This window comes from Acidobacteriota bacterium (assembly GCA_022562055.1).
Lineage (GTDB): Bacteria > Actinomycetota > Acidimicrobiia > Spongiisociales > UBA5794 > BMS3BBIN02.
The window spans coordinates 1-16986 of record JADFQA010000048.1; the positions used below are offsets into that span (position 1 = coordinate 1).

18 protein-coding genes are annotated in these 16986 nt (G+C 59.9%); 13 read left to right on the plus strand and 5 right to left on the minus strand.

Annotated features, from left to right (window positions below):
* The 3 genes from IIC71_13700 to IIC71_13710 form a co-directional block, all read left to right on the plus strand.
* Window positions 1-906: hypothetical protein (locus tag IIC71_13700; protein MCH7670234.1), on the plus strand; the 906-nt coding region annotated here is incomplete at its 5' end.
* Window positions 903-2300, plus strand: coding sequence for a glycosyltransferase family 39 protein (locus IIC71_13705; GenBank protein ID MCH7670235.1), 1398 nt, complete (start codon window positions 903-905; stop codon window positions 2298-2300). The genes IIC71_13700 and IIC71_13705, both read left to right, overlap by 4 nt.
* A gap of 142 nt (window positions 2301-2442) precedes the next feature.
* Window positions 2443-2601, plus strand: coding sequence for a hypothetical protein (locus IIC71_13710; protein MCH7670236.1), 159 nt, complete (start codon window positions 2443-2445; stop codon window positions 2599-2601).
* Here the strand turns inward: IIC71_13710 and IIC71_13715 are convergent.
* From IIC71_13715 to queG, 5 genes are all read right to left on the minus strand, one after another.
* Window positions 2590-3198: a class I SAM-dependent methyltransferase gene (locus IIC71_13715; GenBank protein ID MCH7670237.1), complete on the minus strand. Its 609-nt coding sequence runs from the start codon at window positions 3196-3198 to the stop codon at window positions 2590-2592. The genes IIC71_13710 and IIC71_13715 overlap by 12 nt on opposite strands.
* The gene (locus IIC71_13720) at window positions 3185-3943 is read right to left on the minus strand and encodes a metallophosphoesterase (protein ID MCH7670238.1); all 759 of its coding nucleotides are present in this window, start codon (window positions 3941-3943) and stop codon (window positions 3185-3187) included. The genes IIC71_13715 and IIC71_13720 overlap by 14 nt, the downstream gene beginning before the upstream one ends.
* Complete coding sequence (locus IIC71_13725; GenBank protein ID MCH7670239.1) at window positions 3940-4206, minus strand: hypothetical protein; 267 nt, start codon at window positions 4204-4206, stop codon at window positions 3940-3942. Before IIC71_13725 ends, IIC71_13720 begins: the two co-directional genes overlap by 4 nt.
* A complete protein-coding gene (locus IIC71_13730; protein MCH7670240.1) occupies window positions 4203-4733 on the minus strand; it encodes a hypothetical protein in 531 nt (176 codons plus the stop codon). Before IIC71_13730 ends, IIC71_13725 begins: the two co-directional genes overlap by 4 nt.
* Window positions 4734-4918: 185 nt before the next feature.
* Window positions 4919-6025, minus strand: a complete 1107-nt coding sequence (queG, locus tag IIC71_13735) for a tRNA epoxyqueuosine(34) reductase QueG (GenBank protein MCH7670241.1) — start codon at window positions 6023-6025, stop codon at window positions 4919-4921.
* A 109-nt stretch (window positions 6026-6134) separates the two neighbouring features.
* Here queG and IIC71_13740 point away from each other — a divergent pair, with 109 nt between their 5' ends.
* The 10 genes from IIC71_13740 to IIC71_13785 all read left to right on the plus strand — a co-directional run.
* Window positions 6135-7844 (plus strand): glycerol-3-phosphate dehydrogenase/oxidase, encoded by a 1710-nt coding sequence (locus tag IIC71_13740; GenBank protein ID MCH7670242.1) that lies wholly within the window; start codon window positions 6135-6137, stop codon window positions 7842-7844.
* Window positions 7845-7910: 66 nt separating this feature from the next.
* A complete protein-coding gene (locus tag IIC71_13745) occupies window positions 7911-8915 on the plus strand; it encodes a hypothetical protein (GenBank protein ID MCH7670243.1) in 1005 nt (334 codons plus the stop codon).
* Complete coding sequence (locus IIC71_13750) at window positions 8912-9823, plus strand: sugar phosphate isomerase/epimerase (GenBank protein MCH7670244.1); 912 nt, start codon at window positions 8912-8914, stop codon at window positions 9821-9823. Before IIC71_13745 ends, IIC71_13750 begins: the two co-directional genes overlap by 4 nt.
* 8 nt (window positions 9824-9831) lie before the next feature.
* Complete coding sequence (locus IIC71_13755) at window positions 9832-10854, plus strand: dihydroxyacetone kinase subunit DhaK (GenBank protein ID MCH7670245.1); 1023 nt, start codon at window positions 9832-9834, stop codon at window positions 10852-10854.
* Window positions 10851-11510, plus strand: coding sequence for a dihydroxyacetone kinase subunit L (gene dhaL / locus IIC71_13760; protein MCH7670246.1), 660 nt, complete (start codon window positions 10851-10853; stop codon window positions 11508-11510). Before IIC71_13755 ends, dhaL begins: the two co-directional genes overlap by 4 nt.
* A complete protein-coding gene (locus IIC71_13765; protein ID MCH7670247.1) occupies window positions 11507-12967 on the plus strand; it encodes a hypothetical protein in 1461 nt (486 codons plus the stop codon). Before dhaL ends, IIC71_13765 begins: the two co-directional genes overlap by 4 nt.
* A 188-nt stretch (window positions 12968-13155) precedes the next feature.
* Complete coding sequence (locus IIC71_13770) at window positions 13156-14457, plus strand: ABC transporter substrate-binding protein (protein MCH7670248.1); 1302 nt, start codon at window positions 13156-13158, stop codon at window positions 14455-14457.
* A gap of 120 nt (window positions 14458-14577) precedes the next feature.
* Window positions 14578-15405, plus strand: coding sequence for an ABC transporter permease subunit (locus tag IIC71_13775; protein ID MCH7670249.1), 828 nt, complete (start codon window positions 14578-14580; stop codon window positions 15403-15405).
* The gene (locus IIC71_13780) at window positions 15405-16247 is read left to right on the plus strand and encodes an ABC transporter permease subunit (GenBank protein MCH7670250.1); all 843 of its coding nucleotides are present in this window, start codon (window positions 15405-15407) and stop codon (window positions 16245-16247) included. The genes IIC71_13775 and IIC71_13780 overlap by 1 nt, the downstream gene beginning before the upstream one ends.
* A partial coding sequence (locus tag IIC71_13785; protein ID MCH7670251.1) for an ABC transporter ATP-binding protein occupies window positions 16244-16986 on the plus strand: 743 nt, incomplete at its 3' end. The genes IIC71_13780 and IIC71_13785, both read left to right, overlap by 4 nt.

The window sequence follows — 16986 nt, forward strand, 5'->3', positions numbered from 1 at the left end:
TACCTGGCGTTCCGGCGCGCCCTGCCAAGGGCGCGGCTTCGCTGGTACGCCGTAGCCGTGTTCTTCCTGCCCTCGCTCGTGTTCTGGCCGTCGAGCCTCGGGAAGGATTCGCTCATGCTGTTGTTCATCGGCATGATCGCATGGGGAGCGGCGCACCTGCTGTCGCGGTACCGACTGCGGTGGCTGATCGTGATTGCAGCAGGGCTCACCGGCGCCGGTGCGATCCGCCTGCACGTTGCCGCGCTCTTCGGGGTGGCGTTGGCGGTAGCGATCCTGCTGGGCGCAGCACCCAAGGTGAAGGCAGCACAGACCCGCCGGCTGGCATTGATGTTCGCGTCTGGCATCGCCGTTGTCATGCTGGTGTCGTTGGCGAGCGCATCGCTCGGGGTTGACCTGTCTGGAGAGGATCTCGACCCGGTTCTCGCCGACTTGGAGCGTCGCACCCAGCAGGGTGGATCGGCTGTCGAAGGCGAGGCGGTGCGTTCGTTCGCCGATATGCCCGCAGCGGCGCTGCGGACGCTGTATCGGCCGCTGCCCAACGAGGTCGTGAACCTGCAAAGTCTGCTGTCGGCAATCGAGGGCACGGCGATGCTCGTCGTGTCACTGCTCGCCCTGCCGTGGATCATCCGCAATCTCACCAGGGTTCGGCGCCACCCCTATCTCATCTTCTGTCTCGTCGCCGTTTCCGGTTTTGTCGTCGGCTTCAGCGCGATCTTCAACCTCGGGATCCTCGCTCGCCAGCGCATCCAGGTGCTCCCGTTCCTGCTTGCCATCCTCATCGTGATGGGCAAGGGCCCGATCGCGGGCAAAGCGGAGGAACCCGAAAACGTTGAGATCCCGGAGAGCGGGCGTGTGGCAGCCGACAGACTGGCCCTGGCGCCGCGATCGCCATCTTCTTCACGTTGAGTCTGGTTCTGATCCTTCAGCTTTCACCGTTCGGGTGGGAGGAGGCTAACTACAGTCTCAGGGCTCGCCACTTGGTCGAGGGCATAGAGCCGGCGTTCTACTGGAAGGCGCATCGGGCCCCGGGTCTCCCGTTTGTCCTCCGGCTCGCCTGGATCGCGTCGGCAACCGAGCCATACCTCCGGCTCATCACCGCAACATTCGGAGTTCCGCTACTGCTGGCGACGATGTTCATCGGATACCGCATGTTCGGAGAAAAAGCTGCAATAGTAGCGACCATCGGCGTTGCTCTCACACCGGGGATACTCCTCGCCTCCACCCAGGTCTGGCCAGATGTTCCGGGCGCGGCGCTCGGTTTATGCGCAGTTGCCTTGTATGTGTACGCACTCGACCGGCCGGTCGCATCTGCGTGGATGCTCGGGGTGCCCGTGTTGACTTTCGTGGCCACAATGCTCCGGTTCGGGGCTCCGATCCCCATCGCTATCGGCCTCATTGGGATCACGCTGTGGCGATGGCGGGTCGCACTCGCGTCGAAACCCCTCCTGCTTGCCACCGCCCTGCTCACCGGACTCGCCGGGTATCTGGTCTTGTTCGTGCCTGCCGTGACCGGATGGGCACAGTTCGGCAACCCGGTCGCACCGGTATGGGCTGTAGCGAGCCTGATTCCCAAGAATGACTTTCCGTGGTACAGGGCCTTCATCGATTACCCCCAACTTGCAGCTAAGTATTTCTCGGGCACTGCGTCGCTTGCGCTCGCCATCGGACTCGTGGCGGCTGTCGTTTACGCGGTGCGTCGGTCCGCGCAGTCACGGGACGTTTGGATCGCTCTCGGCCTTGGGGCTGCAACGTACGTGGCGCTTGGTCTGGCACTTGAGTTCGGAGAAGTGAGGTACCTGTCGCCGGTGATCCCATGGGTGTGGATTGTCGCCGGGTACGGGCTCGCCAAGGTAGTCCGAATGCCGGACAAGGCTCTCGTGGTTCCGTTTGCTGTTGTCCTGACACTGTTCGTCGGCGTCGACTCATTCAGGCATGCCAACGAGACGAACACGTCGAATATCGAATTCTCCTCCGGGATAAAGGCTGCAGGAGTTCTGATCAACACGTTGACGGCCGACAACCAATGCGGCGTTGTGGCTTGGTATCTAACCGAGATCGGGTGGTATTCACACTGCCCTACCAAGCAACACAAATTGGGGGATGCAGACGTTGGATCGGAGTTCTTTGGGAACGGGCCCATCTACCTGGTCGTCGAACAAGGCACAGAACGCCAGCCTGAGGGCAAGGTCTTCGACAATTACATCCCGGCACTGGTGGAACCGGTGGGTGTCGTCGGTGGACCCACGGTCAGCAGGTGGAGGTACTTCGAGATCTGGCTCGTGGAGGATCAGCATCAGTAAGCGGTTGCGGTGGCAGCCGGGTTGCCGGAACTCCGATCCACACTGTTCCCGCCGGTAGGTCTTTCACGAACACGCTTCCCATGCCGACGTTCACCGCTACGACCGACCGTCCTTTGTGTGCGATTGCAGCGCGGTCGGCGACATGCTCCGCACCTCGATGCTTGGCGTGACTTCCGTGGGCGAGATCAGTGGGCACGGTCTCGATGACTTCAACCCTCTCGAGGACAACTCCGGCTGGGGCGACCCTGACCGCGTAACCCACGTCTGGCAGGCCGGCGTCTCGGTGAAGTCACCCGCCTAATGGCCTGACCGGTCGGGTGTCGCTGTGTGAGGCAAGGGCTCTTGTCCGGCGGCACCCTCTGCGAGGCTGACGCCTCGCTTCTCCCGCGTCCGAGGTTGCCAGGAACGCGGCGATGTCGGCAGGATCGGGGAAACGCTGCTCGTCGATTTCCCCGACGCTGGGAAACCAGCGGTTGAGAAAAGACTGTTTGTGGTGCCGGTTGCCGAGCGTGTACACATGACCGACGCCGCCAGACCTGAGAACTCGACAGGCCTCGGCGAGAGCTGCTTTCCAGTCGCCGTAGTGGATCGAAAGATGGAAATACACCATGTCTACAGCGTGATCCACAATCGGGAGACTTTGGGCTGTTGCGAGGATGGTGTGGAGATCTGGGGAGGCTTTAGCGAGCATCGCCGATGAAGGATCAATAAGTACGGCGTGAACGCCCGCGGCCGCCCACACACTTGCGTGTTCTCCGCGACCACCACCAATGTCCAGCGCGATGTGCACCTGTCGCGACCCGGTAGACATCGCGTCTCGCGCCCTACGCCGAGCGGCGTCGCCCATCGGGCGGAAGTCATACGCCTCGGCGAGCAATGCCAGGTCAACCTGGCGCATGGGTCACGGTCCTACCGGTCGCCCGGAAGAATCCCAAGTTGCGACAGAGTGTGTCCCCGATGCGCCACGTTGTAGCCCGCGGCTGGTGAACATCACCGAAGTAGTGGTGGCGGGGCTGGTGCTGAATCACATAGTCGAGGACCGCACGGGAACCCTTCCCGCCGCCCGCGATAACGTCCGTCGCCAACGCCGGAACTGCCGGCGGAACGTGCGTGCACAAAATGTCTACCGGACCAAGGTCGTCCAGCAGCGCACGCATCTCTGTCTCAACCAACTCACCGGGTGCCCCGTTGCGTTGGGTTCCCCCACCAACAACGCCAAAGATATACCCGTCGATGTCGACCTTGCCGTGTCTCAAGAATGTGAGTCCGTCGGGAAGACAGGCTTCGAGCAGGTCAGGGCGATCGACGTTTCCGAACGTGACGTACCCCTCGAGGCCTTGAAGCGCCTCCCCAATCTGATCGTAGGCCGTCTCGTACGCAGCCCTGAAGGCTACAGCCAACGTGTCCTCCTGCCCGGTGCGCATCGCGGTCCAATGTTTGGCAAGCTCCTCATCACGCCCGGCCAGCCGAAGATCGCTCATCAAGCGAACGAATTCGACGCCGCAGACGTCGGGCAGAATGCCAGACCATGTTCTGTAGTCGATCAGGTTGATGAGGTCGCCGAGAATCAGGACCGGCCCCTCGGAGCGCGACAGCCGGTTGAGTACGTCGACACCGCCATGGACATCCGAAAACAGTCTCACGATGTGTCGACACCGAGACGGGTACCGAGAAGCCACAACGCACCGCCTCCAATAATGGCGCCGACAAATGATACGACAGTGTTGCCGCCCGCGAACGACGCCGACATCCCCGCCATCCCAAACCCCACAAGCGCACCCACGGTCGCCCCAACGTGCGTTTTCGGCGGTGGCAAGTCACTACCCATGGTGATCGCGACGTGAGCAATCCACGCAAGGATGCCCACGATGCCCAGTGCCAACGCTCCTGCGTACAGTGCTGTCATCCGATACGAGATCCGAGTGAGTTTCGGTTCAGGACCGCATCGGTGGGGAATCCTCGAAACACCAGCAACATCCCGATGATTATCGCGGTCGTTGCCGCACCCAAGATGACTCTTGTGGAGAGAACCATCTGTGCTGGATCTGTGACCGCGGCGTAGCCGTCGCGGACCGCGGCCGCCCACAGCCCGATACCGATCGCGACCAAGGCCCACCCTCCGACACCGCCGACGGAGATGATCGACACGCCGAAACCCACGCTAAACAACGTAACAAACAAAACCATGACACCTTCAACGGGGTGATTCGCCTTCATCAGTCCCCCGCCCGGAATGAGTCCTGCGCGCAATGCCACGTCCGGCGCGATCACCGACTCGTGAGAACCGAACGACACAAACATTTCTGTCCCGCAGACGGTGCATGAGGTGAAGTCAATCGAGACATCTGCCGCACAGACACTGCATGTCCACATTCGTTCCGCCGGAGGCGTCGCTGGCGCGGTGGCCTCGGAGGAAACGTCTTGGTCGTGCACGGTTGCATTTTCGGTCTGATCCGACGATGGTTCGACATCCGCAGTATCACTAGCGGATGCTCCTAGCGGCGCGTAACACTGACTACACCATCTTGCAGATGCCGCGTTGTGAGCGCCGCATGAACCACACGTCAACAGATCTGGATCCATTGCATTAGCGTACCGTGGCTCTCAACCAAGCCTGGTCATCTGGCTGTGGCCGCTGCATCCAGGGCCGCGGTGATTTCGGTCGCTACGGTCGCGTCACCCTCAACGGTCCCTGCAGTCTCGAGCACCCGCACGGCTTCTCGACCCCCAATTGCTCCAAGCGCCCAAGCTGCATGACCACGCATCATTGCGGTACCGTTCCCCAGCCAGCCCGCGATGATCTCGACGTGGTCCCGGTCGCCGCTGTTTCCCAGGGCTACAAGCGCATTTCTGCGAACGTAGTCCATATCGCGCTTCGGCACGTACCAATGTCCAACCTCCGCTTCGAGCTCGGTATCGGAGGAAGCCAGGATGTCCACGAGATCGATCCGGCCCTTGCTATCGGACGCCATGTCTAGGACGCCAGAACCAGGAGGACACGCGGCGAGGCAGTCGTCACACCCGTAGACGCGGTCCCCGACGGCGGCACGAAGGTGTCGCGGAATCGAACCCGCCGTTTGTAACCAGTAGGCCAAGCACAATGTCGCGTCGAGCAACCCGGGCTCAATGAGTGCACCTGTCGGACATGCGGGAAGGCAAGCCGAACAGTTCCCGCAGGTGCGTTTCATGGGGGTCTCGAGCAACAATTCGGCGTCAGTGACGACGGTGCCGAGCAGAATCCACGGTCCCCAACCCGGGGTGAGCACCATGGAGTTTTTTCCCCACCATCCAACCCCGGCCCGAACCGCCGCAGCTCGATCAACGAGCCGATCGTCGTCATGAAGCTCCTCTGCCTGATGCCCGTGCGCCCGCAACTCGGTGGCGACCGCATCCAAGACGAAGGTCAACTTTCGATAGTGGTCGCTGGCAGCGAAACGAGCGACCCGGCCCGTACCCGCCTCACGTGGACCAGGAGAGCCCGCCTCTGGAAGATATGCGGTCGCAATCACAACGAGGTGGGTTGCCCACTCAAAACTACGTCGGATGTCAGTCGCTATCTCGGGATGACGGTAGGTGAATCCGAGGGATCCAGCCCGGCCCGACGCCATCCGTCGCTCCATGTCGCGACGTACATCATTGAATGGTTCAGCATCGGTGACGCCGCAAGCCACTGCTCCGGCGGCGAGCGCGACATCACGGATCTGGGCAGTTGTCATGTCGCTCACGCTCCCACCGTAGCTGCCGGAGTAGCGACGTCGCGGCGGAGGACGAGACCAACCCAACAGACCCGGCGTTGCGAATTTCGATTCTCTCGCAGTGCGGTATCCTCCACCAATGATCGATGCAGCCTCCTCGCTGAGTCCCGCATATCGACTCGCAACGTTGAACGCGCTCGACGGTGGCGACTTCGACGTCATCATCGTCGGCGGCGGCATTACCGGGATCGGATGCGCTCTCGACGCAGCGTCTCGAGGTTTGACCGTCGCGCTCGTCGAACAACGCGATCTCGGTTCCGGCACGTCGAGTCGTTCCTCCAAACTGATTCACGGCGGGTTACGGTATCTCGAACAGCTTGCGTTTGGTCTCGTCCGCGAAGCCCTCGCAGAACGTGCGCTCCTCAGACAGAAGATCGCTCCGCACCTGGTCTGGCCGATCCCGTTTGTCTATCCGCTAAGACACCGTTTATGGGAGCGCATCTACGTCGGGGCGGGGATCGCCTTTTACGACGTCCTGGCAAAACTGGGCCACAGCTCGATGCCGTATCACAAACATCTCAGCAAGAAACGACTCGTAAAGGCTTTCCCAGGTATCAAGAAGTCCGCCTTCATTGGCGGGATCCGATACTTCGACGCCGGCATGGATGACGCTCGGTTTGTTGTAGCAGCCGCAAGGACAGCGGCACGAGAAGGCGCCCTCATACTGACCAGCGCCAGAGTCACCGGTTTCATCCGAGATGGAGAGCAGGTGGTTGGTGTCTCAGCGAGATGTCTCGAGTCTGGACGAAGTATCACAACGCGGGCGAGGGTCGTCATCAACGCCACGGGCGTGTGGACCGATTCGGTGGAGAATCTTGTCGGCGACGACAAGATCGATGTCACTGCTTCGAAAGGCATCCACATCGTGATCCCACGAGACCGCATCGATTCAGCGGTCGGATTCATCACGAAAACGAAGACCAGTGTCCTCTTCCTCATCCCCCACGAGGAACATTGGTTCATCGGAACCACCGACACTGCCTGGGAACTCGATCTAGATCACCCTGCAGCGAGCCGTTCTGACATCCGCTACGTCCTCGACCAACTCAACAAAGTCGTCGAGACCGAGATCACCGAAGACGACATCATTGGGGTGTACGCAGGCCTCCGTCCGCTTGTGACGGGGAACAAAACGTCAACCGCCAAGGCTTCTCGCGAGCACAGCATCACTCATCCGGCCCCAGGTCTCGTAACAATTGCCGGGGGCAAGTTCACGACGTATCGCGTGATGGCTCACGACACGGTCGACAGGGCATTCGAGTCGGTTGGAATCGAAATTCCTCCCAGTCGCAGTGACCAGATCGCGTTTGTAGGAGCCGACGGATTTCAAGAAATGCTTGATTCCACGTCCGCAATTGCTCAGAAGTACGGTGTTCCCGAGACGCAGGTCGAGCGATTGTTGCACCGCTACGGCTCTGAAGCGATCGATGTCCTTGACATTGCCCTGGCGGACAGGCACCTGTCTGAGCCGCTCCCCGCGGGTGCCTATCTCAGGGCCGAAGTCAAGTTTGCCGTGGAACACGAAGGGGCGCTTCATCTTGACGATGTACTCGCACGCAGAACCCGCCTATCTATTGAACGACGCGACCGCGGAGTAGAGGCAGCAGCGACTGTTGCCGAAATCATGGGCGGTGTCCTCGGCTGGGACAGCACCGTGGTAAAACGCGAGCTGGAACACTACGAGGCTCGAGTAGCCGCCGAACGCGAGTCGCAGACCATGCCAGACGACGCCACTGCCGACGCCGCCCGTCTCGGCGCCCCAGACGTCCGCACACTCGGGGACGCGTAGCGCCTTTCAGACCGTTGCGCGCAACGCCACTTGACGGATTCAGCCGCGATGAATATGGTTGAACAGATGAACGGTACCCGTACAGATGTTCAAATCGAACGGGCGACGGTACCTGTCGGAATCTCGGAGTCGGACTACCGACTGTGTGTTCGGGCAGCGTTGCTCTACTACCGCGACGGTTTGAGCCAGAGTGAAATCGGCGCCAGGCTTGGGTACTCCCGCATCAAGATAAACCGCGTGCTAGGCAAGGCTCGTTCGTACGGCATCCTCGAGATTCGTGTCAAGGTTCCCCATGGATGGCATGTCGGATTGGAAACCGACCTCGTCAACGCATTTGGCTTACGTGCGGCCGTCGTTGTCGATGCTGACCCTGCGGGCGAAACTACCAAGGCCCGGATAGCCGAGGGCGCCGCGAAGTGGCTGGCGCGACACCTGCAGCCGAACATGCGGGTCGGTCTCGGTATCGGTAGGACGGTTGCGCACCTGCCGGAAACCTTCCGTCTTGATCAGCCCATCGACTGTACGTTTATTGAAGTCCTAGGCGCTGTGTACACACCTGACTGGTCGAAGTTCGATGTGACGTCAAAAATGGCGGAACTCGCCGGCGGAACTCGCGAGGCACTCCAAGCACCAGGCTTCGTCACCAACGCGGATCTCGGTGTGATGCTCATAAACGAGCCGTCGGTTGCCGCCGCGCTCAAACGGGCGCGAGAGTCAGACATCATCATCCAAAGCGTTGGTCCGGTCGACACGAGCGCCATCCTTTTCCAATCCGGCGTTCTGGGAGAGGGAGACCTCAAGGATCTCCGAGGCCGCGGGGCAGTGGGGGACGCCCTCGGGTACTACTACGACATCGAAGGCGTCCGGGTCGAATCAAGCACGGACTCGAAACTCATCGGGGTGGACTTGGACGACCTACGTCACATCGATTGGAGCGTCATCGTTGCGGCGGGCGAGCACAAGGTCGAGCCGATAATCGGCGGCATCCGCGGCGGGTACTTCAACGTCTTGATCACGGACGAGTCCACCGCGGAATCACTGCTCGCCAACTACTCCCGGAACGCGCAATGACGCTTGGCCAGGATCCGCGCACGACCACCGAAGGATCTCGGTCCGCTCCACTTCACGAGCGGACCGTCGGCATCGAAATCTTCTACTTCATGGATCGCTGGGCAGACGAACAGGGTGACTACTTCGGCCAAGCTCGCTCATGCGGCTATGGGGGTGTCGAGATCTCGTTATTGAACGACGACACCGACGCGTACACCCATATAAGACACGAGCTTGCAACGCATGGCCTGTCCGTTGCATGCAGCACCGGGCTCACTGCCGAAAAGGACGTTTCCCACCCCGACCCCGCAGTGCGTAGACGTGGCATCGAGTGGCTAAAGCGTTGTCTTGAGGTGGCGGCAAGCCTAGGAAGTCCGATCCTTGGTGGCGTCACATACGCTCCCTGGTTTGGCTTTCCAGATGACCACGATCTCGAACCATATCGTCACCGTTCTGCCGAGTCACTAGCTGAGGTCGCGGTTGCGGCCGAAACCCTCGGCGTGGAGCTATGCGTCGAGCTCCTGAACCGCTTCGAGACCCACATGCTGAACACCGTGGAACAGGCGAACGCCTTCATTGACCTCATCGACCATCCCTCGGTGAAGATCGAGTTAGATACCTTCCACATGAGCATGGAGGAAGCCGACCTCCCCACCGCGATTCGCGCCGCGGGACGTCGTCTTGGACATTTCCAAGTGGCGGCGAACAATCGTGCCATGCCGGGAACCGGGCATCTGGACTGGAATGGCATCGCCGCTGCGCTCGACGACGTCTCATATTCGGGATGGCTTGTTGTCGAGACCTTTCCGAATCCGGATGTCGAAACCGGCAGGTCCACCCATGCATTTCGCCCGCTCGTCGATGATCCCGTCAGAGAGGCTACAGCCGCCGCCACATTCCTACGCGATCGCCTCGGGGGGTCAGCGTGAGTATCCGTGTGACGAAATTAGTCAATAACCCCAAGGACATCGTCCAGGAGATGCTCGAAGGGTATGCCGCCGCATACCCAGAGATCATTCGCCTCACTGACGGCCTCATCGTCCGAACGAAACCGAAGGAAGCAGGCAAGGTGGGCCTCGTCATCGGCAACGGTTCTGGCCACGAGCCTGCCATGATCGGCTGGGTCGGACATGGCCTGTTCGACGTCAACATTCCAGGACCGATTTTCACATCCCCGGGGCCCGCAAAGATCGCGGAGGGGATCCAAGCAGCGGACACCGGCGGCGGTGTCCTTGTCTGCGTCTCGAATCACTCCGGCGACGTTCTCAACGCCGAGATGGCACTGGAACAAATCGCGGATTCAACCACATGCCGCTCCGAAATGGTTGTCCTGTACGACGATGTCAGTTCTGCGCCCAAGGGTCGCGAACAAGATCGACGCGGGTCTGCTGGTCTGTTCTTTGTGTGGAAAATCGTCGGTGCTTACGCTGAGGAAGGCGCCTCGCTTGAACAATGCAAGGCAATGGCTGAAACGGTGCGTGACAACACAAGAACCATTTCAGCAGGCCTAACAGGCTGCGCTCATCCTGTGACCGGTGAACCGATTGCTGAGGTACCGAACCACGAGATCGTCATTGGTGTGGGAATCCACGGCGAAGGTGGTGTCGACTCACGTCCCGTGATGACGGCAGACGAGACAATGGACACAATGTTGTCGGTCGTTCTTGATGACTTGCCATACGGCGCGGGCGATGACGTGTGCGTGCTCGTGAACAATGCCGGATCGCTCACCCATATGGAGCTTGCGATCCTCTATCGGCGTGCAAATCAGATACTGACTGAGCGCGGTATACGCGTCCACAGGGCGTGGCTCGGGTCGTATGCAACAACACAAGACACCGCCGGGTTTGCGATTTCGATTTGTCGAGTTGACGCCGAAATGCGGCGGCTGTACGACGCGCCGGCCATCGGTGCCGGCGTACAGTTCGCGCCGGCAAATCCCACCCAGGGGCAACCGTGAACACGAAGCTTGACACCCTCAACGGCGCCGACTGGCAGCGCATGTTTATCAACGCTGCCACCTCCGTAGCTGCTCACGTCGATGAGCTGACGGCACTCGACAACGCTACTGGAGACGGAGACCATGGTGTCAATGTGACACGCGCCTTTGAGCACCTACGACTCCAAGTGGAAGAGCTTGAGAACCCAACGCCATCCGCCGTCCTAACGACCGCGGCGGAGTCCTTCTCCAACGAAATGGGAGGAGCAGCCGGCGCCCTGTTCGGCTCATTTTTTCAGGCCGCGGCCCGTAGCGTGTCAGGCCTCGACGAGGTCAACGCGACCCGGTTCGCCGACGCGATCGAATCTGGCGCCGACAATGTCACGATGCGCGGTAAGGCGAACATCGGGGACAAAACCATGGTTGACGCACTGATCCCCGCCGCGAAGGCCAGCCGTGTTGCGGCTTCCGATGGTCGTTCCACGGCTCGGGCCCTTCGGATGACGGCGCAGGCAGCCCGACAAGGTGCCGAGGCGACCACCGCAATGGCTGCATCGATCGGCAGGGCTCGTTTCTCGGCCGAGAAGGCTCGCGGCGTTCAAGACCCGGGTGCAACCACCGTTGCACTGATTTTCGAAGCGTGGGCCGACGCCTGTGCAGAACGCGACGAGACATGAAGTCAACGCTCGACCGAAGTGACCGCCTCAAGATCGGGTACGTCGGGGTTGCATTCACGTCGTACTTCGCAGACGAAGAGAACCAGTACGCAAGGGCCATTGCAGGACTGACTCAGCTTGCGGATCGTCTGGACTTCGAACTTGTGACGATCCGCGAGGGCGTGACCGACACAGTTTCAGCAGCCGCGGCCGCGGCCGAAATGAAGACGCACAACGTCGACTTCCTCATGATTCAGTGTGCGACTGTCGCATCAGGCGAGTTACTGCCAATCCTGGCAACCGTTGCACCACGGGTTGGCGTGTGGGGCACCCCTGATCCCAAGCAAGAGGGACCCATCAGGATCCACGGACTCGTGGCGGTGAATCACTATGCATCAATCATCACGAAATACCTCGGCGCCGATGGACCAACCTATAAATGGTTCTTCGGGCACGTCGAGGAGTCGCAGTTCCTCCGCCGATTCGAGATCACGGTCCGTGCGCTGCGGGCCGTAAAACGAATGGCAACGGCTCGGATCGGATGGATCGGCGGTTACTCCCCCGGCTTCTACAACATGGCCTTCGACAAAGACGCTATCCGCAAACGCATCGGCACGACGATTGTCACACATGAGTTCGACGAGCTGGTCGCTCTCACCGAAGCCGTGGACCAAGCTGAGGTGCAACAAGTCGTAGCCGCGCTTCACGCCGCGGCCACCGAGGTACTCACAAGTGACAGCTTCATGTCCCAGGGCGCCGGCCTCTACCTTGCGCTCAAAAGGTTTGCCGAAGACAACGAGCACTCGGCACTCGCGGTCCAATGCTGGCCAAAGTTCCAAGAAATCATGGGTATCACACCGTGCATGGCCTATAGCTGGCTCGGATCAGAGGACAGCTTCGCCGTTTCGTGCGAAGGAGACGTTCCCGGCGCAATGTCGATGCTGCTGTTGAACTTACTCAGCGAAATGCCCGGCTCATCGACTCTTCTCGACATGACTGCGTTGGACACTTCTGCAAACTCCATACTCATGTGGCACTGCGGCGTCACCCCGCGCCACTTCGCCAACGATGATGGCATCCGCTGGACCGACCACCCCACCCTGGGTCGTAAGTCACCAAGCATCTATGGGGTCGCCGGAGACCTCGTGTTCGCGGCACAGGACGTCACGATCGCCTACTTGGGACGCGACGCGGCAGAACTACTCATCGTGCGAGCAAGAATTGAGGAGCGTGAAGTCCGCGGCTTCGACGGCACGCGTGGATGGTTCACCGAATTCGAACTCAACGGTGAGCCAATCGACCTCGGGGACCTGGTCAACACCTTGATGGTCGGCGGTCATGAACACCACTACGCCGTTGCCCAGGGCGACCTCACAGACGAACTTCTCGAGTTTTCGGCCTGGCTTGACATCGGGACCGTCGACCGGATCGCATATCGAGACCATCTACAGCGACGGGAGGTGGCACCTGACGCTTAGGGCACACGCACCATGGTGTCGGAAACGAACAAGTTAGCTTAGAGACCAAGAAACAACGGCCGGAGAAAGCAACGGCCCCGATTCCAAGCATTGATATCGCAGAGGAGTCGGGACCACTCCAGCCTTTTGAGGAGGAGCAGAACGAAATGATACATCGAAATCGAACGAGACGGAAGATCGTACTTCTATTGACGGGATTTGCACTCGTTGCAGCGGCCTGTGGAAGTACAAGCAGCGACACAACAACGACCAAAACGCCGGTGGCCGCGGCTACCACTACGACAACAGGCGCGCCGGATGCAACAACAGCTCCAACGAATGCGCCGGCGACTACAGCGATCGATGCTCCCGGGTTCAGCACATGGGAAGAGGTGTTGGCGGCTGCCGATGGCACCACCGTGAACTGGTTCATGTGGGGCGGGTCGGACACGATCAACGAGAATGTCGACAACGACATCGGCAAGATCATGAAGGAGCGCTACAACATCACGTTGAATCGTGTCCCGATCACCGATACTGCCGATGTCGTCAATAAGGTCCTAGACGAAGCGGCTGCCGGCGTTGACACCGGTGGATCTGTTGACCTCATTTGGATCAACGGAGAGAACTTCCGCACGCTCAAAGATGCCGACTTGTTGTACGGTCCTTGGTCTGAGTCGATCCCCAACGCAAAGTACGTGCCGTGGGCCGACGCTGCAATTGCGAACGACTTCGGTGAGCCGGTCAATGGACTCGAGTCGCCGTGGGGTCACGCTCAGTTCGTGATGGAGTACAACACAGAGTTCGTCTCTGAAGCTCCGACGACTTTCGAGGCCCTTGCAGAGTGGGTCAGCGCAAACCCAGGGCTGTTCACATACCCTGCAATCCCTGACTTCACCGGTAGCGTCTTTGTCCGCCACGTGTTCTATTGGGCAGCCGGTGGTCCCGACGAGTTCCTGGGAGAATTCGACCAGGCGGTGTTCGACAAGTACGCGCCAATTGTGTGGGATTACCTGAACGGGCTCGAGCCGAATCTGTGGCGCGGTGGCGACACCTACCCGGAGTCGGCGGCGATGGCCGACCTTCTCGCCAACCAGGAAATCCACTTCAACATGACCTACGACCCATCGCAGGCGTCGACGAATATCGCCGCTGGAACATACCCAGAGTCGATTCGGACGTTTGTGTTTGACACCGGAACCCTGTCAAACAACAACTATGTGACAGTCCCATTCAACTCTGCCAACCCAGCGGGAGCGATGGTCGTGGCCAACTACATGGTCTCGCCGGAGTTCTCACTGATCATGGCCGATCCCGACCGATGGGGATGGCTCATCCCAACCGACCCAAGCACATGGTCGGCCGAGGACCAAGCAACGCTTGAGTCGTTCGGCACCGGGGTAGCGACTCTGTCGCCTGCGGTCCTGACGGCGCATGCGCTTCCGGAGCCATCCGGTAACTGGGTCACCGAGATGGAAGCGGGTTGGATCAAGAACGTCCTCGAGAACTAGGAAGTTGATCGGGTGGGGGTGCCTGCTCACTGAGGCACCCCCACCTTTCGATAGAAAGAAACCGACATGTCACAATCGATGACAGCCAAGCGAATACGCGAAAGACTCAGGATTCCGCTGATGCTCTTCCCCGCGCTCGGGCTTGTGGTGCTGCTGTTCGGAGGCGGAATACTCGTCGGTCTTGGTCAAAGCCTGGGCTACTTCCCCGCCATCGGGCTCACAGATTTCACCTTTGAGCACTATGCAACCGTGCTCACCGACACCGCGTTCCTCCAATCACTGTGGTTGACGTTTCGAATCGCATTGGTCACCACCGTGTTGTCGAGCGTGTTCGCCATTGCAATCACGCTCGTTCTGAGAGAAAAGTTTGCGGGGAGTAAGTTCGTCACCTTCCTCTTCCAGATCCCACTACCAGTACCTCATCTTGTGGCTGCGAGTGGGATCATCCTGCTGATAACGCAATCCGGTCTCATCGCACGAGTCGGTGCGGCCGCCGGAGTCATCGATGTGCCTGCAGACTTTCCAGCTCTGGTGTTCGATAAGGCCGGCATCGCAATCATCCTCACGTTTTTGTGGAAGGAGATCCCGTTCGTGGGCCTCGTCGTGCTGGCAATCTTGCAGGGTATCGGCCCGCAGTTTGAGGAACAGGCCAGGACACTTGGTGCCACCGCACGCCAGCGTTTTCGGTACGTGCTGCTCCCCCTCATCATGCCAGGGGTACTCTCGACCTCAATCATCATCTTTGCGTTCACGTTCGCCAACTACGAGATCCCTCTGCTACTCGGCGTTCGTTTCCCATCAACTCTCCCCGTTATTGCGTTCCGCCAGTACCAGGACCCAGACCTGTCTTTGAGACCCCAGGCAATGGCCGTCAGCATCGTCCTCGCGGCTGTAGCGACACTTCTTCTCATCGGCTACCGCAGACTCGCCCGATTGGCGGTGAAGTGATGTCAACGGTTCAAGAACCTGCCACAAGCGTGCCCGCAACACGCCATTGGGGACGACGGGTTGCGGTGACATCGATCGTTGTCCTCGTGCTGCTACCTATGGCCACGCTCTTTATCTGGTCCTTTGCCTTTCGGTGGAACTTTCCGAATATCCTGCCGAGCGTATGGGGGTTGCGCGCGTGGAACTACACCGCTGGTGAGTCGTCGAGGGTCGTCGAGGGGCTATGGAACAGCACCCGCCTTGCGTTGCTGGTCACTGCAATGTCGGTGTTGGTTGGGCTTCCGGCATCCCGTGCTCTCGGGCAAAACGAATTCAAGGGCAAAGGCACCGTCGAATGGTTGCTGTTGATGCCCATCATCGTGCCAGCCTTAGTGGCCACAATGGGAATCCACCAGATCTTCATAAGGCTCCGGCTGACCGAGACACTATTCGGCGTTGCACTGGTGCATCTCATTCCGGCCATCCCCTATTTCGTGCTGGTCATGGCGAGCGTCTTTGCGAACTACGGAACCGCGCTTGAAGACACAGCACGGACGCTCGGAGCGAACCGGTTCCGCGTGTTCATACACGTCACGTTCCCCGCAATTTCGTCGGGTCTCTTGGTCGCGTCAATGTTTACATTCCTCATCTCATGGGGCCAGTACGTCACGACGTTGCTCATCGGAGGCGGCACATTCATCACTCTCCCGCTTGTGCTGTTCCCCTTCCTGAGTGGCGGCAATCACTCAACCGCTGCTGCCATTAGCCTGGTATTCGTCGCCCCCGCCGTTCTTGTCCTGATACTGACCTCTCGACAACTCAGTCGAGATTCCGCTCTTATGGGAGGCTTTGGAAAACTATGACAGCTGTTTCACTTCGTGGCATCTCGAAGTACTTTGGCGACCTTGCCGCCGTACGCGATCTCGATCTCGAGATAGCGTCCGGGGAGATGGTGGCCTTCCTCGGTCCATCTGGCTGCGGCAAGACGACGACGCTGCGGATGATCACCGGCCTCATAGATCCAACATCAGGTGACGTTCTGTTTGACGGCAAGTCAATCCTCGGGGTTCCCACCGAGCGCAGGGGTGCCGTCATGGTTTTCCAAAAGCACCTGTTGTTTCCGACCATGGACGTCGCCCAAAACGTCGGGTTCGGCCTCAGGATGGCGGGCGTATCAAAGAGCGAAATCGCGGGCAGGGTGACCGAAATGCTCGAACTTGTCGAGCTCCCAGGCCTCGAACACCGCAAGGCGCACGAACTATCTGGTGGACAACAACAACGTGTCGCACTCGCCAGGGCGTTGATAGTTCGACCAAACGTGCTGCTCCTCGACGAACCGCTCGCAAATCTCGATGCAAACCTGCGTATCACGATGAGGCATCTGATCCGTTCCATCCAGCACGAACTGAGTATCACCGCCATTTTCGTGACCCACGACCAGGAAGAGGCAGTCATGCTTGCCGACCGGGTTGCGCTCATGTTTGGCGGCACACTGCAGCAGGTCGGCAAACCCGAAGGCTTCTTCCGCAGCCCCCGAACCGCTGCGATTGCACGGTTTTTCAGAAACAGCAACTTCCTCCCTGGCAATCGAATCGGGTCGAC